Here is a 26,652-nt window from a genome sequence, read left to right as displayed (position 1 = left end):
GATAGTCCTCATTGTTGGCCGGCATGGTGGGCGTTTGTGCGTGCTTTCAGGTCACGCAGGATTTCCAGCTCATGGGCGGTTGGTTCCGGCGTGGTGTCCAGCGACTCGGCAAAACGGATCTCCCAGCCAGTGGCTTCGATCACCTCTTCACGAGTCACGTTCGGGTGCAGGGACGTGACCACCAGTTCTTTGGTGTCCGGGTCTGGCTTCAGGATGCACAGGTCGGTGATCACCACCGTGGGGCCGCGACCAATATTGGGCACGTTGTCCCGGGCCTTGCCGTCACGGCCAAAACCGACGGTGGTCACGAAATCCACGTCCTTCACAAAGGTACGCTTGGAGTGCTTGACGGTGATGAACACCTCTTTCGCATTGGTGGCAATCTCCGGCGCGCCGCCACCGCCGGGCAGGCGAACCTTGGGCTCGCGGTAGTCGCCGATCAGGGTGGTATTCAGGTTGGCGTAACGGTCGATCTGGGCGGTGCCCAGGAAGCCGACACTGATGTGGCCGCCCTGCAGCCAGTAGCGGAACATTTCCGGTACCGAAACGGTCGTCAGGGCAGACTCGCACAGCTCGCCGTCACCGATCGACAGGGGCAACACGTCCGGTTTGGTTTGCAGGGTGCCGGATTCGTAAATCAGGGTCACGTCCGGAGCGTGTGTCAGGCGCGCCAGGTTGGCGGCCTCGCTGGGCAGGCCGATGCCGACGAAACAGGTCATGTCGCTGGTCAGTGCGCGGGCGGCAGTGACGCTCATCATTTCCGAGGAGGTAAATTCAAGGCTCATCACGCAGCTCCTTTTTCAAACACGTTTTCTTTCAGCCAGGTCTGGAAGGTTTCCCGGTCCCGGGCGATGCCGTCCCACTCTTTGTAGAAGGCGTTGTCACGGTCGTAATAGCCCAGCGCGTAGGACGGGCTGGCACCTTTCGGGGCTTCGGCAATGGCAGTGACGGACCAGGACGGCAGCACGCAGGCGTTTACGCCGGCATCCAGGTCATCGACGATTTCCTCAACGGTAACGATGCTGCGCTTCGCCGCCAGCACCACTTCTTTCTGGATACCGACAATGCCTTCCACCAGCACGTTGCCCTTGCGATCGGCGCGCTGGGCGTGGATCACCGCCACGTCCGGGCGAACCGACGGCACGGCGGCCAGGCGCTCGCCGGTGAACGGGCATTCGATGAACTTGATCTGGTCGTTCACCTTGGGCAGGTCGCTGCCCACATAGCCGCGCAATACCGCGAACGGCAGGCCGGCTGCTCCGGCTTCATAGGCACAGGCCATGGCGGCGTGGCTGTGCTCGAGGATGTCCAGCTTGTTCGGCCAGCCTTTCTCAACGGCATCTCGCAGTCGATGCAGCGAACCCACGCCGGGGTTGCCGCCCCACGAGAAGATCAGCTTTTTCGCACAGCCGGCACCAATCATCTGGTCGTACACCAGGTCCGGGGTCATGCGGATCAGGGTCAGGTCATGCTTTTCCTGGCGGATGATTTCGTGGCCCGCCGCGAACGGAATCAGGTGGGTGAAGCCTTCCATACAGACGGTGTCGCCGTTGCTGATGTGGCGGCTCACGGCCTCCTGAAGGGAGAGAAATTCAGCCATCACGGTGTCTCCATTGCAGTGATTGTTGAAAAGTTCGATATACGAACATAAGTTTAATATGCGAACATAATGGCTCGAAGGTTTCACTGTCGTCAAGTACAAATTTTCACCAATCACCAAAAATGCACGGATGTTCGGATACCGAACGAGCTGCTACCATGCGCGGATGCTGTAGACAGGTGAGGAAGGGGCAGGAATGGACGATCAGATTCTCAAACCCGGAGACCGGGACTATGTGGGCGCGCTGGCGTCAGGGCTGGAGGTGTTGCAGGCGTTTGATGCCGAGCATCCCCGCATGACGCTGAGTGAGGTGGCGGCGCGAACCGAGATGGATCGGGCCAAGGCACGGCGTTTTCTGCTCACTCTCCATGCCCTCGGTTTCGTCAAGCGCAATGGCCGGCAGTTCGAGCTGACGCCTCGGGTGTTGCAGCTGGGTTATGCCTACCAGGCGTCGAACCAGTACCGGGCGGTGATCCAGCAATACCTGGAGGACATCACCGCTGAGCTGGGGGAGTCCTCCTCGCTGGCAGTGCTGGATGGGGATGATGTGGTCTACGTGGTGCGCTCATCGGCGCGGCACCGGTTGATGGCCATCACCCTGTCGGTGGGCACCCGCCTGCCGGCGGCCTATACCTCCATGGGGCGGGTGCTGCTGGCGCAGTTGCCGGAAGCCGAGCTGGCGGCGTTTCTTGCCCGGGTAAAGCTTGAGCCCTATACCGCTTCCTCCATCACCCGTTCCGATGCTCTGAGAAAGGACATCTTCAAAGTCCGGGAGCAGGGCTATTCGATTGTGGATCAGGAACTGGACTCAGGCCTTCGCTCCGTGGCGGTGCCGGTGTTTGCCGGCAATGGTGAATTGCTGGGGGCGATCAATATCAGCACCAATGCGGCGCGGGTGGACATGGAGACGTTGATGGGGGTGTATTTGCCGCGATTGCAGCAAGCGGCGGAGGCGGTTCGGCGGACGACGCAGTGATAGTTCCGTTGTCGGATTACGCTTCGCTAATCCGACCTACGCGGGAATATGCAAACATGTAGGTCGGATTAGGCGAAGCCGTAATCCGACACCCACCAGAGAACACGCATACCTGTAGGTCGGATTAGAGCCATCAGGCTCGTAATCCGACACCCATATCGCCGACACGTCAATATTACGGATACCGCCCGGTCAACCGGTTCTCCACCAACTCATCCAGAATGGTATTCGCCAACCGCATCACCGCGTTGGGATTCTCCCCCCGTCGCCGCGAAGCAATAACCGGCACGGTGATGTTGTCATCTTCCAGCGGCATGTAGTCCACCCCTTCCCGGTGCAGCCGCCGGACCTGTTCCGGTACCAGGGTAAACCCCATATCCGAGGCGACCAGCGACAGGGCGGTCTGAAGGTCATTGACGTGCTGGATCACGTTAATCCGTAAGCCCCGGCGGTGAAACAGGCCCTGGGTCAGGTCGGCGAAATTGGGGCCGGGGCTGGAGGGGAAGGCGATCATCGGCCATTCTGACAGCTCCTTCATGGAGGGAGGATGTCGGGTCAGCGGGCTGCCGGCGGGGATGGCGGCGATCATTGGCTCGTCGAACAGCAGTTCCTGCTCCACATCCGGGTCTTCAATGCGTACCCGGCCGAAGCCGATGTCGATCTTGCCCGCTTTCAGCGCATCGACCTGCTCCCGCGTTTTCAGTTCATGCAGGATGATTTCCAGGTTCTTGTTGCGTCGCAGGCGTCGGACCATCAGCGGCAGTTGCCCGTAGAACACCGAGGGCACGAAGCCGATGGAAAATACGGTCTTGCGGTGTTGGGCGATTCGCCGGGTGTCATAAATCGTGGCTGCGACCTTGTCGAGAATCTGCTGCGCCTGTTCCAGGAAGTACTCGCCGCCGGTGGTCAGTTCCAGGCCCCGGGGTTTGCGGAGGAACAGGTCCACGCCCATTTCTTCCTCCAGCTGTTTGATAGCGCGGGTCAGCGGTGGCTGGGCAATAAACAGCTTTTCCGCGGCGCGGGTGAGGTTCAGCTCTTCGGCCACCGCCACGAAGTAGCGCAGGTGTCTCAGCTCCATCCATACCTCCAGGGTATCGGTTAGTACTTAATCAATATTGGTTCATATCCGTGAAACTTCGTACTGTTCGAATCACAGGCATTTTAACTTGCGATTCGGAGAGCCCATGTCCGCCACCATTCAATCCATCGAAGCCATCCTGGTCGATATTCCGACCATCCGGCCGCACAAGCTGTCCATGACAACCATGGGGGTTCAGACCATGGTGATTGTGCGCATCAAGGATTCCGATGGCCTTGAGGGACTGGGTGAAGCCACCACCATCGGTGGCCTGGCCTACGGCCCGGAAAGCCCCGAAAGCGTGAAACTTACCATTGACACCTATTTCAAACCACAACTGATCGACCAGCCGGCTGATGCAATCAATACCCTCAGGGTAAGGCTAAACCGTGCGACTCGCGGAAACAACCTGGCCAAGTCCGCCATTGAAACCGCACTGCTGGATTTGCAGGGCAAGCGCCTGAACCGCCCGGTCTCGGACCTTCTTGGTGGAGCACTGCATCAGCACCTGCCGGTGCTCTGGACCCTGGCCAGTGGCGATACCGCGAAAGATATCGACGAGGCCCGCAGCCTGATCGCACAAAAGCGCCACTGTGACTTCAAACTGAAGATCGGCTCCCGTCCGGTGATGGATGACGTGCGCCACGTGGCTGCTATTAAAGATGCAGTCGGTGACCAGGCCAGTGTGCGGGTAGACGTGAACCAGGCCTGGGACGAAGTCTCCGCCGCCAAAGGCATGGCGGAGCTGCAGGCGGCCGGTATCGATCTGGTGGAACAGCCCACACCGATGAAAGATTTCGCCGCCCTGGTGCGGCTGTCCGAGAAATTCCACATTCCGATCCTGGCGGATGAAGCCGTCGCGGACGCAAAAGACATGTTTGCCCTGGCGGCTGCGGGGTTTGCTGGCGCGGTGGCGATGAAGATTGCCAAGGCCGGTGGTCCGGCTCGTGCGCTGGAGCAGGCCACCGTTGCCCAGGCCGCCGGTATCGGCCTGTACGGCGGCACGCTGCTGGAAGGCACCATCGGCACCGTGGCGTCCCTGCACGCCTGGTCCACCCTGGAAACCCTGCACTGGGGCACGGAAATGTTCGGCCCGCTGCTGATGAAGGACGACATCGTGGTCAGGCCGCTGAGCTTCCATGACAACGGCGTTGACCTGCCCGCAGGTCCCGGCTTGGGCGTCGAAATCGATGAAGACAAGCTGGCCTTCTATCGCAGAAAAGCTTAGGCCGCCGGAAATAAATACGCCGCAAAGATCGATAAACAAAGATCAAGTAAGGAGCGCACATGCTGTTCAAAGTCGAAATGAAGGTCAATCTGCCCACCGATATGCCGGCTGAGGTTGCTGCCGAGATCAAGGCCCGGGAGAAAGCCTACGCCCAGGATCTTCAGCAACAGGGCAAGTGGCGCCACCTGTGGCGTGTGGCGGGCAGCTACGCGAATGTCAGCATTTTTGATGTTGAAGACAACGCCGAATTACAGGACCTGGTCAGCAATCTGCCGCTGTTCCCGTATATGGACATCACCGTTGCGCCCCTGTGCCGCCATCCGTCCTCCATTCATGAGGATGATCGCTGAGCAGGGATTGTTAACCAGATACCGGCCCTGTCAGTGGTGTAGGGGCTGAATAGATGATGTTGCCAACTGATGGGATGTCTTGAGCAACAACAACAAAAGACCGAGGAGACCGACAATGACCGTTAAAACCATGCAAACCGCTGATGTGAAGGAACTGCTGGAGAAAGTAGCCGGCTTCGACAAGGACGGTGGCAATGAGCGCATGAAGAAAATCGTTCATCGCGTCATGCACGATATTTTCCAGATCGTCGAGGATTTCGACGTCACGCCGGAAGAGTTCTGGAGCGCCGTCTATTACGTTGGCGAACTGGGCGCGAATGGCGAAGCCGCCCTGCTGGCGCCGGGCCTGGGTATGGACCGTTACCTGGACATCCGTCAGGACGCCGAAGACGAACAGGCCGGCCTGACCGGCGGCACGCCACGCACTATCGAAGGCCCGCTTTACGTGGCAGGCGCTCCCATCAGTGAAGGCTTTGCCCGTATGGATGACGGCTCCGACAAGGACGCCGAGGTTATCCTGATCAAGGGCCGGATCACCGACGAAAACGGTGAACCGCTGGCCAATGCCACTGTTGATATCTGGCACGCCGACACCAAGGGCGCCTATTCCTACTTCGACCAGTCACAGAGCGAGTACAACCTGCGCCGTCGCATCAAGACCGATGCCGAAGGCCGTTACGCCGCCCAGAGCATCATGCCCTCCGGCTACGGCTGCCCGCCTGAAGGTTCCACCCAGCAGTTGCTGAACCACCTGGGCCGTCACGGCCAGCGTCCGGCGCATATTCACTATTTTGTGTCCAAGCCGGGCTACAAGCACCTGACCACCCAGATCAACATCGCCGGCGATGAGTACACCTATGACGACTTCGCGTTCGCAACCCGCGAAGAGCTGGTGGTGGAAGCCAACCACGTGGAGCAGTCCGAAACCGCCGCAAAACACGGTGTGACCGGTCCGATTACCGAGGTTGAGTTCAACGTGGCCCTGGTTTCTACGGACAAGCCCGAACTCCAGGAACGCCACGCACGTCGTCGCGCCCTGGAAACGGATGCTGCGTAAGCGACACACAAGAACAAGACGGAGTGAACGACATGACCAGTAAACTCGAAAAACTCGCAGACAAGGTGCGCGATGCGGTGATAGCGGATCCGGAAACCGGCCGCTACCAGTGCGATCGCAGCATCTTCACCGACCAGGAACTGTTTGACCTGGAAATGAAGTACATCTTCGAAGGCAACTGGGTTTATCTGGCCCATGAAAGCCAGATCCCGGAACCGGGCGATTACTTCACGGTGACCGTGGGTCGCCAGCCGGTGATCATCACCCGCACCAAGGATGGCGAGCTGAAAGCCATCCTCAACACCTGTTCTCACCGCGGCGCCACCCTGTGTCGCAAGAAGCGTGGCAACAAGACCTCCTTTACCTGCCCGTTCCACGGCTGGACCTTCCGTAACGACGGGCAGTTGCTGAAGGCGAAGGATCAGAAGAAGGGCGGTTACCCGGAGCAGTTCAACACCGACGGTTCCCACGACCTGAAGCAGATGCCGAAATTCGGTAACTACCGTGGCTTCCTGTTCGGCAGCCTCAATGCCGATGTGGTTCCTCTCGAAGAGCACCTGGGTGAAACCACCAAGATCATCGACAACATCGTGGATCAGTCCGAAGACGGCCTGGAAATCCTGCGGGGCAGCTCGACCTACACTTACGAAGGCAACTGGAAACTGACCGCCGAAAACGGCGCCGACGGATACCACGTGGGCACCGTGCACTGGAACTACCTGTCCACCATGGGTCAGCGCAACTACGACAAGGGCGGCACCGAGGCGGTTGATGCCAAGAGCTGGTCAGCCGAAGGCGGTTTCTATTCCTTCGAGAACGGCCACATGATGTTGTGGACCCGCCTGCTGAATCCGGAAGTGCGCCCGATCTTCAGCCAGCTGGAGCGCCTGGAGAAGACTTACGGCGAGGCCCGTGCCGACTCCATTGTCCGTACCACCAAGAATCTGTGTCTGTACCCGAACGTCTACCTGATGGACCAGTTCTCCACACAGATCCGCGTGACCCGGCCCATCGACGTCAACAAGACGGAAGTGACCATCTATGCCTTCGGTCCGAAGAACGAGCCGGCGGAGCTGCGTACCAAACGCATTCGCCAGTACGAGGACTTCTTCAACGTGACCGGCATGGGTACGCCCGATGACCTGGAAGAGTTCCGCGCCTGCCAGAGCGGCTATGAAGCCCGGGACATGCGCTGGAACGACATGAGCCGTGGTGCCGCGCACTGGATCGACGGCCCGGACGAGCATGCCAACCAGATCGACATGAAGCCCACCATGAGTGGCGCGCGGCCGGACGACGAAGGCCTGTACGTGAACCACCACCAGCATTGGCAGGTGGAGATGACACGCGCGATCGAGGCCGAGCGTGCCCGTTTCATTCCCCTGGCTTCGAGTTCAACAGCGTCAGAGGAGGCGTCCGCATGAGCCTGAGCTATCACGACATCGAGCAATTCATCATCCGCGAGGCCCGCTTCCTGGACGACCGCGAGTGGGATAACTGGCTGGCCTGCTATCACGAGGACGTCACCTACTGGATGCCGGCCTGGGATGACGACGATGAGCTGACCGAAGATCCCCAAAGCGAGATATCTCTCATCTACTACCCCAACAAGGAAGGCCTGGAAGACCGGGTTTACCGGATCAAGACCGAGCGTTCCGGTGCCAGCTCCATGCCGGAGCCACGCACCACGCACTTCACCAGCAACCTGGAGATCCTGTCCCAGGACGACAGTGAAATAAAGCTGCGGTTCAACTGGCTGACCAAGGCCTACCGCTACAAGAAAACGGCTGAATTCTTCGGAACCTCCTTCTACACCCTGGACATCACCGGCGAGCAGCCGCTGATCCGCGAGAAGCGACTGGTTCTGAACAACGATTGCATCAATCAGGTGCTGGACGTTTACCACCTGTAATTGATGGGGAGAGCATCATCATGAGTTACAACATCGCGCTTAACTTTGAAGACGGCGTTACCCGTTTTGTGTCCTGCAACGAAGGCGAAACGGTTCTCGACGCCGCCTACCGTGCGCAGATCAATCTGCCCATGGACTGCTCCGATGGCGTCTGCGGCACCTGCAAGGGCGCCTGCCGTCAGGGCGAGTTCGACATGGGTGAGGAATACATTGACGAAGCGCTGTCTGACGAGGAAGCCGAACAGGGCATGGTGCTGACCTGCCAGATGGTGCCCTCCAGCGATTGTGTGGTGGAAGTGCCTGTCGCTTCCACCATGTGCAAGACCGGCAACGCCAAGGTCACCGGCACCGTGGCCGAGGTGAACCTGATTTCGCCCACGTCGATCGAACTGAAGATCACCGCGGACGACGACATCGTCTTCCTGCCGGGGCAGTACGTGAACATCCAGGTGCCAGGCACCGAGGAGACCCGCGCCTACTCCTTCAGCTCCAAACCCGGCAGCCGCGATCTCAGTTTCCTGATCCGCAATGTGCCGGGCGGGCTGATGAGTTCCTGGCTGGTGGGTAAGGCCCGTACCGGTGACAAGGTGACCCTGACCGGCCCCATGGGCAGCTTCTACCTGCGCCCGATCGAGCGTCCGGTACTGATGCTGGCGGGCGGCACCGGCCTGGCGCCATTCCTGGCAAAGCTGGAACACATGAAGGCCAATGGCTGCGACCTGCCGACCCATCTGGTCTACGGCGTCAGTAATGAGGATGACCTGGTATGCCTGGACATTCTGGACCGTTTCACCGAAGAGCTGGACAACTTCAGCTACGTCACCTGTGTGTCCGGTGAGGAGAGCGATCATCCGCGCAAGGGTTATGTGACCCAGCATATGGATGAAGCGCCGCTGAACGAAGGCGATGTGGACGTCTATCTGTGTGGGCCGCCCCCGATGGTGGACTCCGTACTCGGGTTTTTCCGCGAGAAGGGCATCGAACCGAACTCGTTCCACTATGAGAAGTTCACGCCCAGCGTGCCGGCGGCCAAGGAGAAGGTCGCATGAAGGACCGCTTCACCGACAAGGTCATGGTGATTACCGGCGCCGCCCAGGGTATCGGCAAGCGTGTCGCCGAGCTGGCGGCCGCCGAAGGCGCCCGGCTGCTACTGGTCGATATCGCCGACTACGTGCAGGGCGTTGCCGCGGAGCTGCGTGACCAGGGGGCCGAGGCCGTCGCGGTCCAGGCCAACCTGGAAACCTGGGCCGGCGCCGAAACCATCATGGCGGAAGCGCAAAAGCAGTTCGACCGTATCGATATCCTGATCAACAACGTTGGCGGTACGATCTGGGCGCAGCCGTTTGAGCACTACACGCCGGAGCAGATCGAAAAGGAAATCCAGCGCTCGCTGTTTACCACACTGTGGTGTTGTCGCGCGGTGCTGCCCTACATGCTGGAACAGAAAGGTGGGGTGATTGTGAACGTGTCATCGGTGGCAACGCGAGGCTTGATGCGCGTGCCCTATGGCGCGGCCAAGGGCGGCGTTAACGCCATGACCGTAAACATGGCGTATGAGTACGCGCCCCACAACATCCGCGTGAATGCCGCCGCGCCCGGTGGTACCGAGGCGCCGCCGCGTCTCACCCCACGCAATGCCAAAGAGCAGAGCGAGCAGGAAAAGGCGTGGTACCAGACGTTGATAGACCAGACCACGGATAACAGCTTCATGCATCGTTACGGAACACTGGATGAACAGGCAGAACCGATCCTGTTCCTGGCATCGGATGCGTCTTCCTACATGACCGGCACTGTCCTGCCCGTGGCAGGCGGCGACCTCGGTTAATCAATCCCATCAACTCCGCACAAGAACAATAGCGGAAGCGAGAGATTATGAGAAACATCGACGTCAACGACGTTATTGATAACGCCGTATTCAACAAGTTTCACTGGAAGGTACTCTTCTGGTGCACCCTGATTATCATTTTCGACGGCTACGACCTGGTGATCTACGGCGTGGTCCTGCCTATCCTGATGGATCAGTGGGAACTGAGCCCCTATGTGGCCGGACTGCTCGGCAGTAGTGCGTTGTTCGGCATGATGTTCGGGGCCATGGGCTTCGGCATGCTGTCGGACCGGCTGGGCCGCAAAAAGGTCATTGTCGGCTGCGTGGTGCTGTTCAGTGTGACCACGGTGATCAACGGCTTTGCCACCACGCCCTGGCAGTTCGGCATTCTGCGATTTATTGCCGGCCTTGGTATCGGTGGTGTGATGCCAAACGTGGTCTCGCTGATGAGTGAATACTCACCGGCGAAGAGCCGCAGCACCCTGGTGGCCCTGATGTTCAGCGGTTATGCCGTAGGTGGCATGATGTCAGCAGGCCTGGGCATCTGGATCGTGCCCAACTATGGCTGGGAAATCATGTTCTACCTGGCGGTGGTGCCCATGCTGATGCTGCCGTTCATGTTGAAATTCCTGCCGGAATCGGTGGCGTTCCTGATGGCCCAGAAGCGTGAGGGCGAGGCCCGCGATATCCTGACGCAGGTGGCTCCGTTCAGGCACATCAACGAACAGGACGTACTGCAAGTGCCGCCGACCACCGACAGCAAGGCGCCGGTGCTGGAACTGTTCCGCGACGGCCGCGCCATGAGCACGGTCATGTTCTGGATCGCGTTCTTCTGCTGCCTGCTGATGGTCTACGCACTGGGCTCCTGGTTGCCGAAACTGATGTCCAACGCTGGCTACGCCCTGAGCTCCAGCCTGATGTTCCTGATGGTGCTGAATATTGGCGCGATCGTTGGTGCGGTCGGCGGCGGCTGGCTGGCGGATCGGCTGTCGCTGCGTTCGGTGCTGGTGTCATTCTTTATCCTGGGCTCAGGCTCATTGGTGATGCTGGGTTACGAGAACCCCATGTGGGTCCTGTATACGCTGGTTGGCATTGCTGGTGCGACCACCATTGGCTCTCAGATTCTGCTGTACGCCTACGTGGCCCAGTATTATCCCACCAGTATTCGTTCCACGGGGCTGGGTTGGGCATCCGGCATTGGTCGCAACGGTGCTATTGTCGGGCCGCTGTTGGGTGGTGCGCTATTGGCCATGGCGCTGCCGCACCAGATGAATTTCCTGGCACTGGCCGTGCCGGGCGCCATCGCTACGGTCGCCATCGCGCTTGTCGGCCGTCGTGGATTTGGCTTTGAACAGGCGCCGGCGGTACAGGATGCCGGCATGGCAACCAGCGGACACTGAAATTTGGAGCGTTGATGCGACCCACGGGTAGACAGTCAGTCAGACCCTCCTTGGCCCCGGCGCGTAAGCGCTCGGGGCCCTTTTTCGTTAAGCAGAGCCATAAAATCAATAACGGATTCACGCTTATGTCGAGACTTCTGAAAGACCTTTCCCTGCCGGCTATTGTTGCCGGGTTCCTGGCTGTCCTTGTGTCCTATTCGGGGCCTTTGGCCATTTTCTTCCAGGCCGGGTCCAGCGCCGGTATTTCCACCGACATGATGACCTCCTGGGTGTGGGCGATCTCCATGGGGGCGGCCATTTCCGGCATTGTCCTCTCTATCTGGTTGAAAGCGCCGGTTGTTACCGCATGGTCAGCCCCAGGCACGGCTCTGCTGGTGGCGCTGTTTCCGGAACTGTCGCTGAATGAGGCCATCGGCGCCTACATCACCGCCGCGATCATTATCTTTTTCATAGGTGTGTCCGGCACCTTCGACGCCATTGTACGTGCCATCCCCAAAGGCATTGCCGCCGGCATGATGGCGGGCATCCTGTTCCAGTTCGGCGTGGGCGCTTTTACTGCCATCGAGACCACCCCGGCGCTGGCCATTGGCATGCTGGTGTCCTACGTGGTGTTCCGCCGCCTGTTCCCGAAATACACCCTGGTGCTGCTGCTGATTGCCGGTGTGGTGCTGGCGGTGTTCCTTGAGGGCGCGTCGCTGTCCGGGGTGCGCTGGAGCATCGCGGTGCCGCAGTACATCGCGCCGGAATGGACCCTGGGGTCCACACTGAGCCTGGCGATTCCGCTGGTGCTGGTCAGTCTCACCGGGCAGTTCCTGCCGGGCATGGCCATTCTGCAGGGCGCGGGTTATCGGGTAAAAGCCAAGCCGATCATCGGCGTCACCAGTCTGGTGTCATTGCCGATGGCGTTTTTCGGCGGTATCACCACGGTGGTGGCGGCGATCACGGCGGCTATCTGCACTGGCAAAGACGCCCATGAAGATCCGTCACGCCGTTATGTGGCGGGTGTTTTTAACGGGGTGTTCTACCTGGTGGGCGGGCTGTTTGCGGGGACCATCGTCAGTCTGTTTACTTCTTTGCCAGCGGCATTTGTTGCAGTGCTGGCGGGTCTGGCGCTGCTGGGGGCCATTGCCGGCAACCTGTTTTCGGCACTGGAAGATGCCAGCCACCGGGAGGCGTCGTTGATCACATTTGTGGTGACGGCTTCCGGGATGTCTTTGTACGGATTGTCATCCGCGTTCTGGGGCGTGGTCATCGGCTACGGCTGCTACCTGGTCCTGAACGGACGTGCGGGCAGAAAATAATTGGTTGATGGGGTAGGCTGTTGGCTCACCCATGTTTGCAGATTGAGTAACGATGACTGAACAGACTGACCTGCCATTCCGCTTCCGTTTCCGCGTCCGCTACGGCGAATGCGATGCCCAGAGTGTCGTCTTCAACGCCCGTTACGCGGACTTTGTGGATATTTCCGTGAACGAATATATCCGCACCCTGTTCGGGGACTACCAGAACCTGCTGGATCAGGATCTCGACATCCAGGTGGTGAGCCTGACGGTGAACTACCGGGCACCGGCGCGCTTTGATGATGTGCTGGAGGCGCGGATTCGAGTCGGGCGTCTGGGTAATACCTCGTTCACCGTGCACCTGGAGTTTGTCCGCTTTGGTGACGGGCAAACAGTGGCCGAGGCTGACATTACCTACGTGTTGATTCAGCCCTCGGAGATGGCAAAGACGCCGATACCGGCGCACATCCGGGAAAAGCTGGAGGTGGGAGCCCCCGGCGTACTGATCAGTCACGCCGGGGAATAGAAGGTTTCAGGAGGGCGGTTCAGCCTTCCTGAAGCGCCTGAACCACAGCCTTGGCAGCGCCTTCTGAAGAGGCCGGGTTCTGGCCGGTGATCAGTTTGCCGTCCACCACGATGTGTGGCGCCCAGTCATCGCCTTTGGAGTAGGTGGCGGTGTTCTCCTTGAGCATATCCTCCAGCAGGAACGGCACGACGCCGGTCAGGCCAACCGCTTCCTCCTCGCTGTTGCTGAAGCCGGTGACTTCGCGACCGCCGACGATGTTCTGACCGGGCTTTACCTCCACGTTTTTAAAGACCGCGGGCGCGTGGCACACCGCGCCGATGACCTTGTCCTGCTCGTAGGCGGCTTTGATCAGGGCGATGCTTTTCTCATCGTTCACCAGATCCCACAGCGGGCCATGGCCACCGGGATAGAAAATCGCGTCGAATTCATTCATGTCCACATCCGCCAGTTTTTTCGTGCTGGCGAGGGATTCTTTGGCGTGGGCGTCTTTCTGGAATCGACGGGTGGTTTCGGTCAGCGCTTCCTCCGCCTCGCTGTTGGGGTCGACGGGCGGCTGTCCGCCCTTGGGTGTGGCTATGGTAATCTCTGCGCCAGCGTCCTTGAAGACGTAGTACGGAGCGGTGAACTCTTCCAGCCAGAACCCGGTCTTGTGACCGGTATCGCCCATCTGGTCGTGGGAAGTCAGAACCATCAGAACGTTCATGGAGTGTATCCTTGTGATTGATGGATGAATGGGACTTCGGAAATCTATTGGCTGCTCTGGTTTAAGACCTTGTGGCCAGCGCCATCAATTTCAACCATCGAATTCGGATTACAGAGCGCAGCCGTGACGTCCGACCACAACGCTCTGTGGTTCTCCCCCCCAGCACATAGAGAAGGTCGATCATGGCCTCCTTGCTTTCCATGGGCGCAAATGATAATTATTATCATTAATGGAGTAAAAACAAGGAGCCAATATGGAATTTTTATGCCCCAATCACCGCCGGGTGTTTGCCGACTTGCCGCTGGATGAACAAAAGGAGCTGTGGCTGCTCTGGATGGAGGGTGCCTTCACCCGTTATGAGTGCGGTGACCGGCGTGATGTCATATCGCTGTCTGGCAGTGCGTTTGACCTGGCCTGCCTGTCTCACCGCAGTCACGATGAGTGCATGCACATCGAGTTGACCCTTTCGGCGATACTGGTGTTTCGCGCATTGTCGGATCAGGGCGATCGTTCCGGTGCGGAGCAGGTGTTGGCAAGGGCTCTGGAGCAGTTACAGCCGGACGGGGCCTGTGCGTCCGATCCGGAGGGCTGTTGTGGCGTTGGGGAGTGCATGGAGGTATTGCTGGACACATCCATGCACTGCGACTTTTTCGCGGACTATCTCAACTGGCCAACGATCCCTTTTGCTCCCCGCGCGGCCCACCGTGTCCGGGTGCTCCACTGAGGGGAGGGGTATGTAAAAGTCCTATGGTTGTTCGCTACCTAACTGTATAAACTCAGTCCTGATTAACCTGTTTTTCACGCATCAGGAGGCAGTAACACCATGGCAATCTGGACCCAAACCCCCAATCTTGAACAGATGATGGAAGCCAGCAGGAATACGGCGGTCAACCACATGGGTATCGAATACCTGGAGTATGGGGATGACTATGTCAAAGGCCGCATGCCGGTTGATGAGCGCACCGTTCAGCCTTTTGGCATCCTGCACGGCGGTGCATCCGTTCTGTTGGCGGAAACCCTCGGGAGCATGGCGGCGAACTGTTGCCTGAAAGACCCGAACACGGTTGCGGTGGGACTGGACATCAACGCCAATCATATTCGCCCGGTGACCGGGGGCTGGGTTTATGGCACAGCCAGGGCCTTGCATATCGGCGGGGCAACCCAGGTGTGGGAAATTCGTCTTGAGAATGAACAGGGCAAGACCACCTGTATTTCCCGCCTGACCATGGCCGTGACCCGGCGCCCTTGATGTGTCGACTGACTGTTCGCAGCAGGTCAGTGAACTAGCCAGACGGGCCGTCATTGATTGACGGAGCCGAGGCAATCAGTCCCTGGTCCACAAAATCCTGTAATACGATGCCGTAAGTACCGTCTGGCACTTCCCGGGCAATCTGGTAGGCGGAGCCGACATTGTCCGACGGCGCGCTCATCAGGTTCAGGGGCTTGTAGGGCGTCATCGGTGTCTTGTCGGCTTCGAGAATCATCAGGACTTTCGGTTTGAGCTTGTGTTTGGGGTGGCTCTCGACAATGATTCCGACCTCGCCATTGAGCATTTCCACGATGGAGCCGGGCGGGTAGACACCGATCATCTGAATAAACGCGTCGGCCAGCACCTCATCAAACTGAGAGCCCCGGTGCTTGTGGATAGTCTCCAGGGCCTGCATGGAGGCTCGCCCCTTGTCGTATACCCGGGTGCTGGTGATGGCGTCGTAAGTGTCCACCAGGCTGACGAGTTTTGCGAAATAGGGAATCTGTTGCGCGTGCAGACCCCGGGGGTAGCCCTGGCCATCCATCCGCTCATGATGGCTGAACGCCACATCCACAGCGGCATTCAGCGAGTGGCTGGTGCTCATCAGAATGGACCGCCCGTGGGTAGTGTGCTGACGCATGATGTCGAACTCTTTGGGGGTAAGCGCCCCCGGTTTGTTCAATACCTCGACGGGAATCCGGGATTTGCCAACGTCGTGCAGCAGTCCGCACATGGCGAGCGACCGGATCTCACCCTCCAGCAGTCCGAGGTGTTTGCCAAACGCCGCACAGAGAATAGAGACATTGATGCAATGCTCGGCGGTGTATTCGTCCTGATTCTTGATTTTGGTCAGCAGTAACAGGGCGTTCTCATTCCGTAGGACGCTGTCGACACAGTGGTTGACCACTGAGCGAGCGTTATTCAGATCCAGAGCCCGGCCAATCCGAAGCCCCGACATGATGGCCCTGGCGGTCTGCTGGGCTTCCTCGAACCGAACCACCGCGGTTTCCATTTCCTGGCCGGCGCTCACCTTGTTGATGTAGGTCACTCGCTTGCTGGGTGCGCGGGCCTGCTTTGGCCCGGCTGCGGAGGTTTGTCGTGGCGGTGGGCCGCGCCTGAAAATTCCGGCCAAACGGGCGACGGCGGATTTTGGGCGGGGCGTTACTGGCTGCCGTGGGGACGCAGGGGGTTCGACACGGCCCTCAATAAAAACGAACTCGCACTGGGCGCGCAGGGCGTCAATTTCCGACGGGTGCCGGATGACAAATCCCTGCAGCAAAAAGTTGGTGTCCTCCCAGGGTTTGTCGAGGCGAACGACATGCATCCCCAGCTCAAGCTCGGTGACATCAATGCGGGTTTCGACGATTTCCTGGTGTGGTGAGCCCATGCAAGCCTCCCAACCTTCCCTGTCGTAGATATAGTCGATTTTGGCGGGAAATGCCCGTCAACGACTGCTGCAATTGCAATATCTGATCAAATAATGTTCATTTTACAGATTAGTCACTGACACATTCAGGCGCTAGCCGAAAGCTGGATATCGTCACATCAACGGGGGAGCACCCTTGGCAGACCATCGTTCATTCCCATTATGGTGGCTGGCGCTTGCCGCTGGTCTCATTCCGTTTCTGACCATTCACACCACCTTCGTGGTTTCGGTGATTGAGGGCCATATTTCGTTCTGCAATCCCTACTGGGACAGCTGCACCAGCATCAGTCGTACCGGGCGGAGCGGTACGTCCTACTTTATCTTCAAGGGCGCTATGCTGCCGGCGGCGGTGCTGGGCATTCTGTTCTGGTGGCTGAATGGCCGCTGGCTGCGTCAGTTGGGACTTCACACCGCCGGAGCCGCCTGGGTGCCCTGGCTGGGACTGATCGCCTGTCTGGCGCTGACCGCCTATACCCTGGCCCTGGGGCACACCGGTGAAGGGTTCAATCTGGTGCGGCGGACCGGGGTGGTGTTGTACTTTGCCCTGACGTTTATCAGCCAGTTGCTGATCAGCGGCGCCCTGAAAAACCACCCTGTCTGGTATCGGGAGGGTGGGCGATTGCTGACCCTGTGTCAGATCACGCTGGGGGTCGGCATCTTTTCGCTGATCCTGGACGGCCTGGCGCCTGATTATCACGATCAGAAGGACAATGCCTTCGAATGGGTTCTGGCCCTGCTGATCAACATCCACGCATTGTGGCTGGCCTTGTTATGGCGGCGCAGCGCTTTTCACGCCCGGCTGTGGGCGGCCTGAGCCCTGATCCCGGTCAGAGCTGCAAGGCCAGCAGGCCACGAACCAGGGCCGCCGTGCCCGCGATGGCGGCGATGCCCAGGATAATGGGCCGCAGTCCCTCAACCGGCAGGCGGTGGACCAGTTTGCCCGAGAGCCAGAAGCCGCCAAGCACACCGGGAAAGGTGAGGGCAAACAGGGTGAGTTCGCGGTTACCCAAGTAGCCCGAGGCAAACAGGGCCGTAACGCTGAAGAAGCTGGCCACCAGGAAAAACGCGGACATGTTCGCGCGCACCAGGGGACCCTTTTCATTCTGGTAGATCAGGGCGATGGGTGGCCCGCCCACGGCGGTAATCGTGCCCATATAGGTGGAGGCAGCGCCGGCTAGCACGCTGTTACGGGCGTTCAGTCTCGGGCGCAGGCCGCCAATGCTCAGCGCCACGCCGGCCAGTATCAGCACCCCGAATATCAGTTCGAACCCCTGGGGTGACAGGATCACCAGCGTCAGGCCGGCCAGAACGGTCCCCAGGGCTCCGCCGCCAATCGCGAAGCGAACCTCTCGGACCTGCAGGGCTTCCCGGTACCGGACCAGCATGAAGATGGTCAGTACCACTGCGTTCAATACCAGTGGCGCGGGCACAAACAGGGGGCTGATCAGGAACAGCAGGGGGGCCGAAAAGGTGCCTATACCGTAACCGGCAACTCCCTGGAGGCAAGCACCTGCAAATAGCGTCAGGTTGGCAAGCAGAATATGAACCAGGGATACATCGTCCAACACAAGTCACCTGAGGGTAGGAGATTCCGATGGCACAGCCGGGAAATGTCCGGAACTGATAAACTGTGCCCCTTCATAACAGTATATCGTGGAATGAGAGTATCTGGATGACCGTTGAATCCTCCGTTGAACAGAAGTGCTGCCCCTGTGGCTCTGGCGAGATTTACCATGCCTGTTGTCAGCCATTTCATCAAGGCAGCCCGGCGCCCACCCCGGAAGCATTGATGCGTTCTCGGTACAGCGCTTTCGTTCTCCGGCTTGCCGATTACCTGCTGGAAACCTGGCACAGCAGTACCCGCCCGCAATCCCTGGATCCTCAACAGTCGCCGGAGTGGACATCCCTTCGTATTCTCGACGCGTCCACCCGAGGCGATACCGGCACGGTGCGTTTCCGTGCGGTCTATCGCCTGGGTGACGGTTGGGGTTATCTGGAAGAAACATCGGGTTTCACAAAGGAAGAGGGGCGTTGGTTTTACGTGTCCGGTGACACCACGGAAGGCCAGCTGAAACCCGGCCGCAATGAGCCGTGTCCCTGCGGTAGCGGTAAAAAATACAAGGCGTGTTGCCTCTGATCCATCACCGATACCCCGAATAGGGGATGTGTCGACAGATTGCCAGTGAGATGCTCCGTCCGATGCTGGCCGAACCCGAATGACGGTTTGGCTGCGGATGAAAAACTGACGGAGTGGATGTATGAATCACAATAAAAACGCGGGATTTGTAACCAGAAAACTGGCGCTGACGGCTGCAATCAGCCTGGCCGTGGCCGGCTGTGGCGGCGGAGGTGGAGGTGGAGGTGGTTCCAGTTCCGATGACGGCAGCGGTGGCGGCGCCACGGCCCAGAGTGGTCAGTTCAAGGACAGTAACGTGCAGGGGCTGACCTACACCATTGATGGCGAGTCCAGCCTGACCGCCGCCGATGGATCGTTCGAATATGCCAGCGGAGATTCCATTACCTTCTCCATTGGCAATGTGGAGCTTGGCACCGTGAGTGGTGATGAAATCATCACGATGGTGCAACTGATTCAGGATGGTGCCACGGATCAGGATGCCGTGATCAATCGCGCCCGGCTGCTGCAGTATCTTGACGCCAACCAGGACACCTCGGACGGTATCAGTATTCCCGAGGCCCTGAGAGACGCCGCGGCCGACTGGACCATTACTGACTTCTCGGACAACGCCGCCTTCGATACCGATATCGCGGCCATACAGGGGGACGTGGAAGCCGCGATATCCGGTGCCACCCTGCCTTCCAGCGCCGATGCCCGGACCCATATCGAGGACACCCAGCGCTGCGTGCGTGCGGGCGCCTACCGGGGTAGTTATTCCGGCAGTGACAGTGGTCCGTTTGGTCTGCTGGTGAGTGCGAAAACCGGCGATGCCACGGGCGTGGCGATGAGCGAAGTAAGTGATGATCCCTTTTCGCTCTCGGCGACCCAGTCGGTGGCTCTGGACTCCGAAGGTGCGTTTGTCAGCGGCAGCGCGAGCAGCGGCGCGAGCTTCAGCGGCAAATTTGATTCTGTGAACGCGCTCTCGGGACGCTGGGAAAATGACTCAACGGCAGACAGCGGCAGCTTTTCCGGTCAACGGATTGGTGGCGATGCGGATGCCAAATTCCGTTTCACCGGTCGCTTCTCCGGCGCTGACGGCGGCCTGTTCGCCTTTGACGTGGATGGATCCGGTAATGTCACCGGTGTGGCCTACAGCATCAACGAAGATGAGCTGTATGATATCTCCGGCAACGTGGATGGCAGCGTATTGACGGCCGCCTATGGCGGGAACGCAGGTAGCATCAACGGCACGCTGGATCTGGATTCCGGTGATCTTTCCGGCAGTTGGGAGAACAGCAGTGATGGATCAAGCGGTACCTTCAGCGGTGACGGCTGCGCACTGAACTGACCCGGAAATCCAGTCTCCCGGGGCGTCAGCGTTGCGGGAGACAGGATGTTGTTGCTATCCCCTCGGTTATTCCGCACTTCATTGATCACGCGCCCATCATCCGCCTTGTGCTAGATTGAAGCCTCAGGATGATGAGGAAGCTATGAAAAAGACTACCCCTGAAGCCACCAAAGGCGTGTTCTATGGGTTGGCCGCATACAGTATGTGGGGATGTTTCCCGCTGTATTTCGCCCTTTTTGCGGGGGTGCCTGCCTACGAAGTGCTGATCCATCGGGTAATCTGGTCCTGTGTATTCCTGGCTATCGTGGTAAGTTTTCTCCAACGTTGGCAGCCCATCAAAACCGCGCTGGCTCGTCCGAAAAAGCTGGGTGTGGTGTTTGGGTGTGCGGTGTTCATAGCTCTGAACTGGGGGGTGTACATCTACGCCGTCGAGAGCCGCCAGGTGTTGCAGGCGAGCCTCGGTTACTTTCTGACACCGCTGGTGAATGTCGGTCTGGGTATGCTGGTGTTACGGGAAACCATCTCGCGCCTGCAGATCGTCGCCGTGGTTCTGGCGACAATTGCCATCCTGTACCAGCTGTTCCTGTTGGGCGTTGTGCCCTGGATTACTCTGGTGCTCGCCTTCAGCTTCGGCACCTACGGCCTGTTACGCAAACAGGTCGAGCTGGACGGCCTTTCCGGGCTGTTCGTGGAAACGCTCCTGCTGCTACCGGTGGGTTTGCTCACCCTGGTCGCCCTGAGCTCCGCCGACCTTTCCCATTTTACCGGAGATCTTTCGATGACCTTACTGCTGGTATCCAGCGGTATTGTTACTGCCATTCCGTTGCTGGCTTTCGCCGGCGCTGCCCGCAGACTGCGACTGGCGACGGTGGGCTTCCTGATGTACATCAACCCTACCATTCAGCTCCTGATCGCGTTGTTTGTATTTCATGAGCCGTTGAGCAGAGAGAAGCTGGTGAGTTTCGTGATGATCTGGGTGGCGCTGGGAATTTATTCCTGGTCGGCCTGGCATGGACGCGCCCGGTCGGCTTGATGCCCGATTCGAATGTCAAACTGTGTAAAACATCGGAGGTATCACGCCCCTGACAAATGCCACCGATGTAACATTCCTTCCGCAATCCATACTCTCATACCAACACAAGGAATATCAGGATGTTAAAGGCAAGGGCATTGTCTTGCGTGTTAGCCGGCGGTTTTATGGCCGGTATCGCTGGAGCGGCTACCGCCGAGGACATGGTTTACGTCGGGCTGTCCGGTGGCCAGGCAGAAGTTAAGGATTTCTGCGACGACATTGGTTCCGGTTGCGACGATGAGGCGGCCACCATTCGCGTGTATGCCGGTGGATTCATTGATAAGTACCTCGCTTTTGAAGGCGGGTATCGTTTTGTCGACGATGTCACGATGGAAGCATCGGCGCCGGGTATGAGCGCCAGGCTGGATATGGGCTATCACATGTTTGACGGCTCGTTGCTGGTGTTCACGCCCAATCTGGGTCCGGTCCGTCTGTTTGCCAAAGTCGGTGGTCAGTTCTGGCGCCAGGATATCAGCGCCTCAGTGACCGGCCTGGGCAGTGCCAGTGACGATGAGCAGGGTTTCTCCCTGCGCACTGGTGTTGGCGTTACCGTGGATATCACCAAGTCCTTCGGCCTGCGTGTGGAGTATGATTACCTCCATAACATTGGCGAGGAAGTCGCTGACATCGAGAATTTCAAATCGGATATCCACGTCATTTCCGCAGGGCCTGAATTCCGGTTCTGATTTCCCGGACCAGTCCATGAAACAACCCATTACCGGCTATCACAAAGACGAGGAAAACCACTGGGTTGCCCAACTGGCTTGTGGTCACAACCAGCATGTGCGCCATGAGCCACCCTGGGTAAACCGGCCATGGGTTGTTTCCGAAGAAGGGCGGGCCTCGATGGTCGGATTTGAACTGGACTGCAAAAAGTGCGATGAGGGCGCTCCGGCGGACGAGCGTCCATCGCAGTCATCTCTTCGTTCCTGAATTACCGCAATACCCCCTCCCCTGGCGATGAATACCAGATCCCTCATAAGTGCCGGCCGATGGTTGGTACTTTAGTCTACACCCGGCTCAAGTCCGTAACAGGATGGCCGATACACCTCCTATCGCAATCAACTGTCGTTAAACGAGTTCGTACGCATGAGCTCCCCCGACAATGAATTCCGGTAACACCGCCTTAACAAACTGGAACAGATGCGTTTGCAGGCCTGTGCATAATTGCACCACAAGCACTAATTATAATGGGGTATGCGCCTATGACACTGATGACTCGATTGAAAATCCGCTCCCGACTGCTACTGGCTGTAATGGTACCAGTGCTTCTTACGGCGGCCACCATTGCCTGGATTACTGCCAGCCAGATCAGTGCAAACGGCGAGGCGGAACTTGAGCGTCTGGAGGCCAGCTTGCTGGAGGCTCGCAAAACCGGGCTCAAAAACCTGGTCGATGCAGCGCGCGCCGTGGTGATGGAGGCAAAGAATGATCCCAACCTCTCGGAAGAAGAGGCCAAGGAAGCCGCTGCAGAAAGGGTGCGTTCGATTCGCTTCGACAAGACCAACTATGTGTTCGCTTACACCCGTGATGTATACAACCTTGCCTATGCCCCGGATCCTTCCAAGGAAGGCCCCACGGACAACCCCACGCTCAGAAAACTGGTTGGTGATCTGTTCGCAGCTGCGGACAGCGGCGGCTTTTACGCCTACGACTGGGTGAACCCGGCTTCCGGCGAGGAAGAACCCAAGGTGTCTTATTCCACGATCATCCCGGACTGGGACTGGATGGTTGGCGCCGGCGTGTACGTGACGGATATTGACGCGGTGGTTAACGCCGCCCGTGAGGATATCGAAGAGAACATTCAGTCCACACTTGGCATTATTCTGCTGGTGACTGTCATCGTGGTTCTGGTGGCCTTGCTCATTGGGTTGTTCGTTGGCCGTACCGTGACCAAACCGCTGAAAGTCGTCAGTGACATGATGCAGGAAATCGCTGACGGTGAGGGTGATCTGCGTCAGCGCCTGCCGGACGAGGGCACGGATGAGCTGGCGGAGTTGGGGCGGCGCTTTAACAACTTCGTCATCAAGATCCAGACCACCATCCGTGAAGTGGGTACCACCACGGATCAGGTGGCCTCGGCTGCGGAAGAACTGAGCCGGGTGGCGAATGAAACCCGCGCATCGGTGCAGGAGCAGGGATCTGAAACCGACCAGATTGCCTCTGCCATCAATGAGATGGCGGCGACAATCCAGCAGATTTCAGGCAATGCCAATGAAGTGGAAAGCGCGGCTTCGGATGCCGATCGCATGGCGCGGGATGGTGGTGAGACTATCACCAACGCCCAGGCTGCGGTGAACAAACTGTCTGGTGAGATTGAGGAAACCGCGGGCAGCATCAACTCCCTGGCGGAAAAATCGGACGACATTCAGCAGGTGCTGGACGTGATTCATGCGGTTACCGAGCAGACCAACCTGCTGGCGCTGAACGCAGCTATTGAAGCTGCACGCGCCGGTGAACACGGTCGCGGTTTCTCGGTGGTGGCGGATGAAGTTCGTCAACTGGCCAAGCGCAGTGCGGAATCGGCTGACCAGATTCGCGAGATGATCGGTGGTTTTGTCAGCGAGTCGCGGGCAGCGGTTGACCGTATGAACGCATCCCGTGATCATTCCACGGAAACGGTTGAGCGGATCAACCACGCCACCAGTGCCCTGGGTACCATCGAAAAATCCGTGGGCCAGATCCATGATCAGGTGACGCAGATTGCAACGGCGGCCGAGCAGCAAAGCCAGGTGGCTGAGGAGATCAATCAGAACGTGGTGCGCATTGTGGATGCGGCCCAGCGCAGCGACACCGGGGTAACTCAGACCAACGAAGCCAGCCATGAACTGGCGCGTCTGGGCGAGAGCCTGCGGGAGCTGGTGGGGCAGTTCAAGGTGTAGGTTGACCCAAAAAAGGGAACCCTTTTCCTCCGTTGTTCGTTTGTTTGTGACAAGGCGTCAGCTTTGTCACAAACAATAACAACGACGGATGAAACCATGGACAATAAAATGAAACTGGGCGGGATTGCTCTGTCGGCAATCCTGCTTTCCGGCTGCCTGAGCAGCAGCGGTGGTGATAACGACTCAAGCGCCCCGGCTCCTGTTGTCGGCGGCGACCAACAGGTCTTCAAGGCCACCCTCAAACGTACGGCCTTCGGTATTCCCCATATCGAAGCCGATGATTTCGCCAGTATGGGTTACGCCTACGGTTACGTTCAGGCGGAAGACAATCTCTGCCTGTTGGCGGAGGATACCCTGACCGTTCGTGGGTTGCGTGCCCGCTTCCTTGGGGCCGATGGAATCTATCAAATCCCATCCAACGGTGTGACGACCACCAACCTCAACGCCGACTTTTTCTGGCGGGCCACGGCAACCGATGAAGCTATACAGCCCCTGAAAACCGGTAGCGATCCGGAGGTTGGCGAGGCCTCCCGCGGTTACGTCGCCGGGTTCAATCGCTACCTGCGGGAGCTCCGTAATGGCGAACACCCCGGGCGGCACGAAGCCTGCCGTGGCGAGCCCTGGCTGATGGTGATGGAAGAGGATGACATGTACCGCCGTTATCTCCGCCTTGCGGTACTGGCGTCATCCTCCGTGTTTGTGGATGGGGTGGCGATGGCCCAGCCCCCGGAAACGGATGTGCCAGAGCTGTCCGCCGACGCGATTCTGGATGCGCTGGCCGAGGCCGGCATTGAGGACGGCGGAGACCTGCCGTTCCCCTTTGCGGACGAACTCCCGATTGGAAGCAATATGTACGGTCTGTCGGCCGGTGCCAGTCGTACGGGGGAATCCATGCTGTTCGGCAATCCCCATTTTCCGTGGGAGAAGACTGAGCGGCTCTACCTCGCCCACCTCAAGGTCGGGGATCAGGCCGAGATTATGGGCGCGGCACTCTATGGTCTCCCGGCGGTGCTGATTGGTTTCAATGAACATTTTGCCTGGAGCCATACGGTATCCACAGCATATCGCTTCAGCTTCTACGAACTGACCCTGAACCCGGCCGACCCGACCCAGTACCTGTATGAAGGTGAGTTTGTGGATATGGATGCCACCGAAATCACGGTACCGGCGATGGATGAGAACGGTGAGGTGAGTGACGTCACCCGCACGCTCTACAGTTCCCGTTATGGGCCGATGCTGACTTTCGAGGCGGCAGGTGTGCCAATACTGAACTGGTCAAACGGCAAGGCATACACCCTGCGGGACGCCAATGCCGAGAACGACCGTTTGCTGAACCAGTTTTTCCGCTGGAACCAGGCCGACAGTTTCGAGGAATTCGTGGAACTGCATGCCAGCGTGCTTGGCGTGCCCTGGGTCAATACCGTGGCGACGGGACCGGGAAAGCCAGCCTATTACGGTGACCTGACGGTGGTGCCCAATGTGCCGGATAGTAAGGCCCAGGCATGCGCTACGGCGCTGTCTCCGGTGTTTGATCTGCTGGCTCCGGGCCTGCCGCTGCTGGACGGCGCCCGTGCCGATTGCCAGTGGGATACGGATGCGGATGCCCCCGCTGAAGGCATATTTGGCCGCGCCAATCTTCCGTCCCTGCAAAGGGAAGACTGGGTGCACAACTGTAATGACAGTTACTGGGTGACCAACCCGGCGGAACCGCTGACTGGCTTTGCCGCCATTATTGGTGACGAGGAAACGCCGCGAACACTGCGCACCCGTAAATGCATGGAGCAGGTGGTCCAGCGTCTGGATGGTTCCGATGGGCGCCCGGGCAGCACAGGGTTCGACCTGGCCAACTTGCAGGACATTGTTCTCGACAGCTCCCTCATGTCCGAGCAGTTGGCGCGGGAAGATGTCCTGAGCGCCTATTGTCCGCTCGGCACGCTGTTGGGCAGCGATGGCCAGCCGGTGGACATTTCCGGTGCCTGTTCCGTTCTGCAGCCCTGGGATGGCACCCATAACCTCGGTTCTGTCGGCGGGCATATCTGGCGCGAGTTCTGGCGCAATGTGGATCCGCTGCCGGTGGAGTCCCCGGACAAATGGCTGGTTCCTTTCGATCCCGCAGATCCGGTGAACACGCCGGCGATGCTGAACGTGGCCAGCCCGCTGATTCAGGCGGCCTTCGCGGACGGGGTAAAAGCCATACAGGACTCGCCGATGGTGATGACCGCCGCCATGGGCGATCTCCAGGTGTCCGGCATTCATGACGCGGTGATTCCGCTGTTTGGCGGGGAAGGATTTGAAGGCGCCTTCACCATCGCCAGTTCACGGCCAAACGATATCAGCGATGGTCGTTACAACGTGAACTACGGCAACAGCTACATTCAGACGGTCACCTGGGATGAAAACGGGCAGCCGGTGGCCGAGGGATTTGTGACTTATTCACAGTCGACCGACCCGGCATCGCCCTGGTTCAGTGATATGACCGAAGCCTATTCCGGCAAGCAATGGCTTCGCTTCCCCTATCAGCAGGAAGAGATTGAATCCGATCCGGAACTGGTGCGTTATCGCCTGGTGGAACTGGAACGTGACTGATTGAAATGACCAGGCAGCGGGCGCAGAGGCAAGCGCCC

At 58.9% G+C, this 26,652-nt stretch carries 27 protein-coding genes; 21 read left to right on the top strand and 6 right to left on the bottom strand.

The features are described 5' to 3' along the window. Window positions 1-8 precede the first annotated feature (8 nt). Together ACJO5Y_RS07040 and ACJO5Y_RS07035 are read right to left on the bottom strand one after the other, a co-directional pair. Window positions 9-785: a CoA-transferase subunit beta gene (locus ACJO5Y_RS07040; protein WP_406985716.1), complete on the bottom strand. Its 777-nt coding sequence runs from the start codon at window positions 783-785 to the stop codon at window positions 9-11. After that, the gene (locus tag ACJO5Y_RS07035; RefSeq protein WP_406985715.1) at window positions 785-1,600 is read right to left on the bottom strand and encodes a CoA transferase subunit A; all 816 of its coding nucleotides are present in this window, start codon (window positions 1,598-1,600) and stop codon (window positions 785-787) included. The genes ACJO5Y_RS07040 and ACJO5Y_RS07035 overlap by 1 nt, the downstream gene beginning before the upstream one ends. Window positions 1,601-1,796: 196 nt before the next feature. Between ACJO5Y_RS07035 and ACJO5Y_RS07030 the strand changes: the two genes are divergently transcribed. Further along, a complete protein-coding gene (locus ACJO5Y_RS07030; protein ID WP_406985714.1) occupies window positions 1,797-2,576 on the top strand; it encodes an IclR family transcriptional regulator domain-containing protein in 780 nt (259 codons plus the stop codon). Between the two features lie 175 nt (window positions 2,577-2,751). Here the strand turns inward: ACJO5Y_RS07030 and ACJO5Y_RS07025 are convergent, their stop codons facing one another. Further along, entirely contained in the window at window positions 2,752-3,654 is a 903-nt protein-coding gene (locus tag ACJO5Y_RS07025) for a LysR family transcriptional regulator (RefSeq protein ID WP_406985713.1), read from the bottom strand. 106 nt (window positions 3,655-3,760) lie between these two features. Between ACJO5Y_RS07025 and ACJO5Y_RS07020 the strand changes: the two genes are divergently transcribed. From ACJO5Y_RS07020 to ACJO5Y_RS06975, 10 genes are all read left to right on the top strand, one after another. Further along, window positions 3,761-4,882 (top strand): muconate/chloromuconate family cycloisomerase, encoded by a 1,122-nt coding sequence (locus ACJO5Y_RS07020; RefSeq protein ID WP_406985712.1) that lies wholly within the window; start codon window positions 3,761-3,763, stop codon window positions 4,880-4,882. 59 nt (window positions 4,883-4,941) lie between these two features. After that, window positions 4,942-5,232 (top strand): muconolactone Delta-isomerase, encoded by a 291-nt coding sequence (catC, locus tag ACJO5Y_RS07015; RefSeq protein ID WP_406985711.1) that lies wholly within the window; start codon window positions 4,942-4,944, stop codon window positions 5,230-5,232. A gap of 115 nt (window positions 5,233-5,347) precedes the next feature. Further along, entirely contained in the window at window positions 5,348-6,289 is a 942-nt protein-coding gene (gene catA / locus ACJO5Y_RS07010) for a catechol 1,2-dioxygenase (protein WP_406985710.1), read from the top strand. Between the two features lie 32 nt (window positions 6,290-6,321). Continuing rightward, on the top strand, window positions 6,322-7,713 hold the full coding sequence (locus ACJO5Y_RS07005) for a Rieske 2Fe-2S domain-containing protein (RefSeq protein ID WP_406985709.1): 1,392 nt from the start codon (window positions 6,322-6,324) through the stop codon (window positions 7,711-7,713). Further along, window positions 7,710-8,201 (top strand): benzoate 1,2-dioxygenase small subunit, encoded by a 492-nt coding sequence (gene benB, locus ACJO5Y_RS07000; protein ID WP_406985708.1) that lies wholly within the window; start codon window positions 7,710-7,712, stop codon window positions 8,199-8,201. The genes ACJO5Y_RS07005 and benB overlap by 4 nt, the downstream gene beginning before the upstream one ends. 20 nt (window positions 8,202-8,221) lie before the next feature. After that, a complete protein-coding gene (gene benC / locus ACJO5Y_RS06995; RefSeq protein WP_406985707.1) occupies window positions 8,222-9,250 on the top strand; it encodes a benzoate 1,2-dioxygenase electron transfer component BenC in 1,029 nt (342 codons plus the stop codon). Continuing rightward, the gene (benD, locus tag ACJO5Y_RS06990) at window positions 9,247-10,026 is read left to right on the top strand and encodes a benzoate diol dehydrogenase BenD (RefSeq protein WP_406985706.1); all 780 of its coding nucleotides are present in this window, start codon (window positions 9,247-9,249) and stop codon (window positions 10,024-10,026) included. Before benC ends, benD begins: the two co-directional genes overlap by 4 nt. A 47-nt stretch (window positions 10,027-10,073) precedes the next feature. After that, a complete protein-coding gene (locus ACJO5Y_RS06985; protein ID WP_406985705.1) occupies window positions 10,074-11,426 on the top strand; it encodes an MFS transporter in 1,353 nt (450 codons plus the stop codon). 125 nt (window positions 11,427-11,551) lie between these two features. Next, the gene (locus ACJO5Y_RS06980; protein WP_406985704.1) at window positions 11,552-12,727 is read left to right on the top strand and encodes a benzoate/H(+) symporter BenE family transporter; all 1,176 of its coding nucleotides are present in this window, start codon (window positions 11,552-11,554) and stop codon (window positions 12,725-12,727) included. Between the two features lie 52 nt (window positions 12,728-12,779). Further along, window positions 12,780-13,232 (top strand): acyl-CoA thioesterase, encoded by a 453-nt coding sequence (locus ACJO5Y_RS06975; protein WP_406985703.1) that lies wholly within the window; start codon window positions 12,780-12,782, stop codon window positions 13,230-13,232. Window positions 13,233-13,251: 19 nt separating this feature from the next. Here ACJO5Y_RS06975 and ACJO5Y_RS06970 read toward each other — a convergent pair whose 3' ends face one another. Next, window positions 13,252-13,935: a type 1 glutamine amidotransferase domain-containing protein gene (locus ACJO5Y_RS06970; RefSeq protein ID WP_406985702.1), complete on the bottom strand. Its 684-nt coding sequence runs from the start codon at window positions 13,933-13,935 to the stop codon at window positions 13,252-13,254. A gap of 253 nt (window positions 13,936-14,188) precedes the next feature. Between ACJO5Y_RS06970 and ACJO5Y_RS06965 the strand changes: the two genes are divergently transcribed. Then, entirely contained in the window at window positions 14,189-14,659 is a 471-nt protein-coding gene (locus ACJO5Y_RS06965; protein ID WP_406985701.1) for a hypothetical protein, read from the top strand. A 99-nt stretch (window positions 14,660-14,758) separates the two neighbouring features. After that, complete coding sequence (locus ACJO5Y_RS06960; RefSeq protein WP_406985700.1) at window positions 14,759-15,184, top strand: hotdog fold thioesterase; 426 nt, start codon at window positions 14,759-14,761, stop codon at window positions 15,182-15,184. A 34-nt stretch (window positions 15,185-15,218) separates the two neighbouring features. Here the strand turns inward: ACJO5Y_RS06960 and ACJO5Y_RS06955 are convergent, their stop codons facing one another. Next, a complete protein-coding gene (locus tag ACJO5Y_RS06955) occupies window positions 15,219-16,571 on the bottom strand; it encodes a cyclic di-GMP phosphodiesterase (protein ID WP_406985699.1) in 1,353 nt (450 codons plus the stop codon). Between the two features lie 175 nt (window positions 16,572-16,746). Between ACJO5Y_RS06955 and ACJO5Y_RS06950 the strand changes: the two genes are divergently transcribed. Next, the gene (locus tag ACJO5Y_RS06950; RefSeq protein WP_406985698.1) at window positions 16,747-17,424 is read left to right on the top strand and encodes a Frag1/DRAM/Sfk1 family protein; all 678 of its coding nucleotides are present in this window, start codon (window positions 16,747-16,749) and stop codon (window positions 17,422-17,424) included. Window positions 17,425-17,437: 13 nt separating this feature from the next. Here the strand turns inward: ACJO5Y_RS06950 and ACJO5Y_RS06945 are convergent, their stop codons facing one another. Then, window positions 17,438-18,175, bottom strand: a complete 738-nt coding sequence (locus tag ACJO5Y_RS06945; RefSeq protein WP_406985697.1) for a sulfite exporter TauE/SafE family protein — start codon at window positions 18,173-18,175, stop codon at window positions 17,438-17,440. Window positions 18,176-18,282: 107 nt separating this feature from the next. Between ACJO5Y_RS06945 and ACJO5Y_RS06940 the strand changes: the two genes are divergently transcribed. The 7 genes from ACJO5Y_RS06940 to ACJO5Y_RS06910 all read left to right on the top strand — a co-directional run bounded on the left by ACJO5Y_RS06940 (window position 18,283) and on the right by ACJO5Y_RS06910 (window position 26,614). Next, window positions 18,283-18,747 carry a YchJ family protein gene (locus tag ACJO5Y_RS06940; protein ID WP_406985696.1) on the top strand — a complete coding sequence of 155 codons (465 nt, stop codon included), beginning with the start codon at window positions 18,283-18,285 and terminating at the stop codon, window positions 18,745-18,747. 121 nt (window positions 18,748-18,868) lie between these two features. Next, on the top strand, window positions 18,869-20,074 hold the full coding sequence (locus ACJO5Y_RS06935; protein ID WP_406985695.1) for a hypothetical protein: 1,206 nt from the start codon (window positions 18,869-18,871) through the stop codon (window positions 20,072-20,074). Between the two features lie 142 nt (window positions 20,075-20,216). Next, window positions 20,217-21,107, top strand: coding sequence for an EamA family transporter RarD (gene rarD, locus ACJO5Y_RS06930; RefSeq protein WP_406985694.1), 891 nt, complete (start codon window positions 20,217-20,219; stop codon window positions 21,105-21,107). Window positions 21,108-21,226: 119 nt separating this feature from the next. Further along, entirely contained in the window at window positions 21,227-21,832 is a 606-nt protein-coding gene (locus ACJO5Y_RS06925) for an outer membrane beta-barrel protein (RefSeq protein ID WP_406985693.1), read from the top strand. Window positions 21,833-21,848: 16 nt separating this feature from the next. Beyond that, a complete protein-coding gene (locus ACJO5Y_RS06920) occupies window positions 21,849-22,079 on the top strand; it encodes a DUF3565 domain-containing protein (protein ID WP_406985692.1) in 231 nt (76 codons plus the stop codon). Window positions 22,080-22,351: 272 nt separating this feature from the next. Beyond that, the gene (locus tag ACJO5Y_RS06915; RefSeq protein WP_406985691.1) at window positions 22,352-24,028 is read left to right on the top strand and encodes a methyl-accepting chemotaxis protein; all 1,677 of its coding nucleotides are present in this window, start codon (window positions 22,352-22,354) and stop codon (window positions 24,026-24,028) included. A gap of 96 nt (window positions 24,029-24,124) precedes the next feature. Continuing rightward, the gene (locus ACJO5Y_RS06910) at window positions 24,125-26,614 is read left to right on the top strand and encodes a penicillin acylase family protein (protein ID WP_406985690.1); all 2,490 of its coding nucleotides are present in this window, start codon (window positions 24,125-24,127) and stop codon (window positions 26,612-26,614) included. The last annotated feature ends 38 nt before the right edge of the window (window positions 26,615-26,652 follow it).

The sequence above is a fragment of the Marinobacter alkalisoli genome, assembly GCF_045449855.1.
Taxonomy (GTDB): Bacteria; Pseudomonadota; Gammaproteobacteria; order Pseudomonadales; family Oleiphilaceae; genus Marinobacter.
This window is presented reverse-complemented; position numbering and strand designations above follow the sequence as displayed.

Excerpts from the sequence above, each read along its gene's own strand:
- ACJO5Y_RS07025 (WP_406985713.1), bottom strand. The coding sequence starts at position 3,654 with ATGGAGCTGAGACACCTGCGCTACTTCGTGGCGGTGGCCGAAGAGCTG.
- benC (WP_406985707.1), top strand. The coding sequence starts at position 8,222 with ATGAGTTACAACATCGCGCTTAACTTTGAAGACGGCGTTACCCGTTTT.
- ACJO5Y_RS06965 (WP_406985701.1), top strand. The coding sequence starts at position 14,189 with ATGGAATTTTTATGCCCCAATCACCGCCGGGTGTTTGCCGACTTGCCG.
- rarD (WP_406985694.1), top strand. The coding sequence starts at position 20,217 with ATGAAAAAGACTACCCCTGAAGCCACCAAAGGCGTGTTCTATGGGTTG.
- ACJO5Y_RS07005 (WP_406985709.1), top strand. The coding sequence starts at position 6,322 with ATGACCAGTAAACTCGAAAAACTCGCAGACAAGGTGCGCGATGCGGTG.
- ACJO5Y_RS06975 (WP_406985703.1), top strand. The coding sequence starts at position 12,780 with ATGACTGAACAGACTGACCTGCCATTCCGCTTCCGTTTCCGCGTCCGC.
- ACJO5Y_RS06985 (WP_406985705.1), top strand. The coding sequence starts at position 10,074 with ATGAGAAACATCGACGTCAACGACGTTATTGATAACGCCGTATTCAAC.
- ACJO5Y_RS06920 (WP_406985692.1), top strand. The coding sequence starts at position 21,849 with ATGAAACAACCCATTACCGGCTATCACAAAGACGAGGAAAACCACTGG.
- ACJO5Y_RS06940 (WP_406985696.1), top strand. The coding sequence starts at position 18,283 with ATGACCGTTGAATCCTCCGTTGAACAGAAGTGCTGCCCCTGTGGCTCT.
- catC (WP_406985711.1), top strand. The coding sequence starts at position 4,942 with ATGCTGTTCAAAGTCGAAATGAAGGTCAATCTGCCCACCGATATGCCG.
- ACJO5Y_RS06955 (WP_406985699.1), bottom strand. The coding sequence starts at position 16,571 with ATGGGCTCACCACACCAGGAAATCGTCGAAACCCGCATTGATGTCACC.
- ACJO5Y_RS06935 (WP_406985695.1), top strand. The coding sequence starts at position 18,869 with ATGAATCACAATAAAAACGCGGGATTTGTAACCAGAAAACTGGCGCTG.
- ACJO5Y_RS06970 (WP_406985702.1), bottom strand. The coding sequence starts at position 13,935 with ATGAACGTTCTGATGGTTCTGACTTCCCACGACCAGATGGGCGATACC.
- ACJO5Y_RS06980 (WP_406985704.1), top strand. The coding sequence starts at position 11,552 with ATGTCGAGACTTCTGAAAGACCTTTCCCTGCCGGCTATTGTTGCCGGG.
- ACJO5Y_RS06960 (WP_406985700.1), top strand. The coding sequence starts at position 14,759 with ATGGCAATCTGGACCCAAACCCCCAATCTTGAACAGATGATGGAAGCC.
- ACJO5Y_RS07035 (WP_406985715.1), bottom strand. The coding sequence starts at position 1,600 with ATGGCTGAATTTCTCTCCCTTCAGGAGGCCGTGAGCCGCCACATCAGC.
- ACJO5Y_RS06910 (WP_406985690.1), top strand. The coding sequence starts at position 24,125 with ATGGACAATAAAATGAAACTGGGCGGGATTGCTCTGTCGGCAATCCTG.
- catA (WP_406985710.1), top strand. The coding sequence starts at position 5,348 with ATGACCGTTAAAACCATGCAAACCGCTGATGTGAAGGAACTGCTGGAG.
- ACJO5Y_RS06925 (WP_406985693.1), top strand. The coding sequence starts at position 21,227 with ATGTTAAAGGCAAGGGCATTGTCTTGCGTGTTAGCCGGCGGTTTTATG.
- benB (WP_406985708.1), top strand. The coding sequence starts at position 7,710 with ATGAGCCTGAGCTATCACGACATCGAGCAATTCATCATCCGCGAGGCC.
- ACJO5Y_RS07040 (WP_406985716.1), bottom strand. The coding sequence starts at position 785 with ATGAGCCTTGAATTTACCTCCTCGGAAATGATGAGCGTCACTGCCGCC.
- benD (WP_406985706.1), top strand. The coding sequence starts at position 9,247 with ATGAAGGACCGCTTCACCGACAAGGTCATGGTGATTACCGGCGCCGCC.
- ACJO5Y_RS07030 (WP_406985714.1), top strand. The coding sequence starts at position 1,797 with ATGGACGATCAGATTCTCAAACCCGGAGACCGGGACTATGTGGGCGCG.
- ACJO5Y_RS06915 (WP_406985691.1), top strand. The coding sequence starts at position 22,352 with ATGACACTGATGACTCGATTGAAAATCCGCTCCCGACTGCTACTGGCT.
- ACJO5Y_RS07020 (WP_406985712.1), top strand. The coding sequence starts at position 3,761 with ATGTCCGCCACCATTCAATCCATCGAAGCCATCCTGGTCGATATTCCG.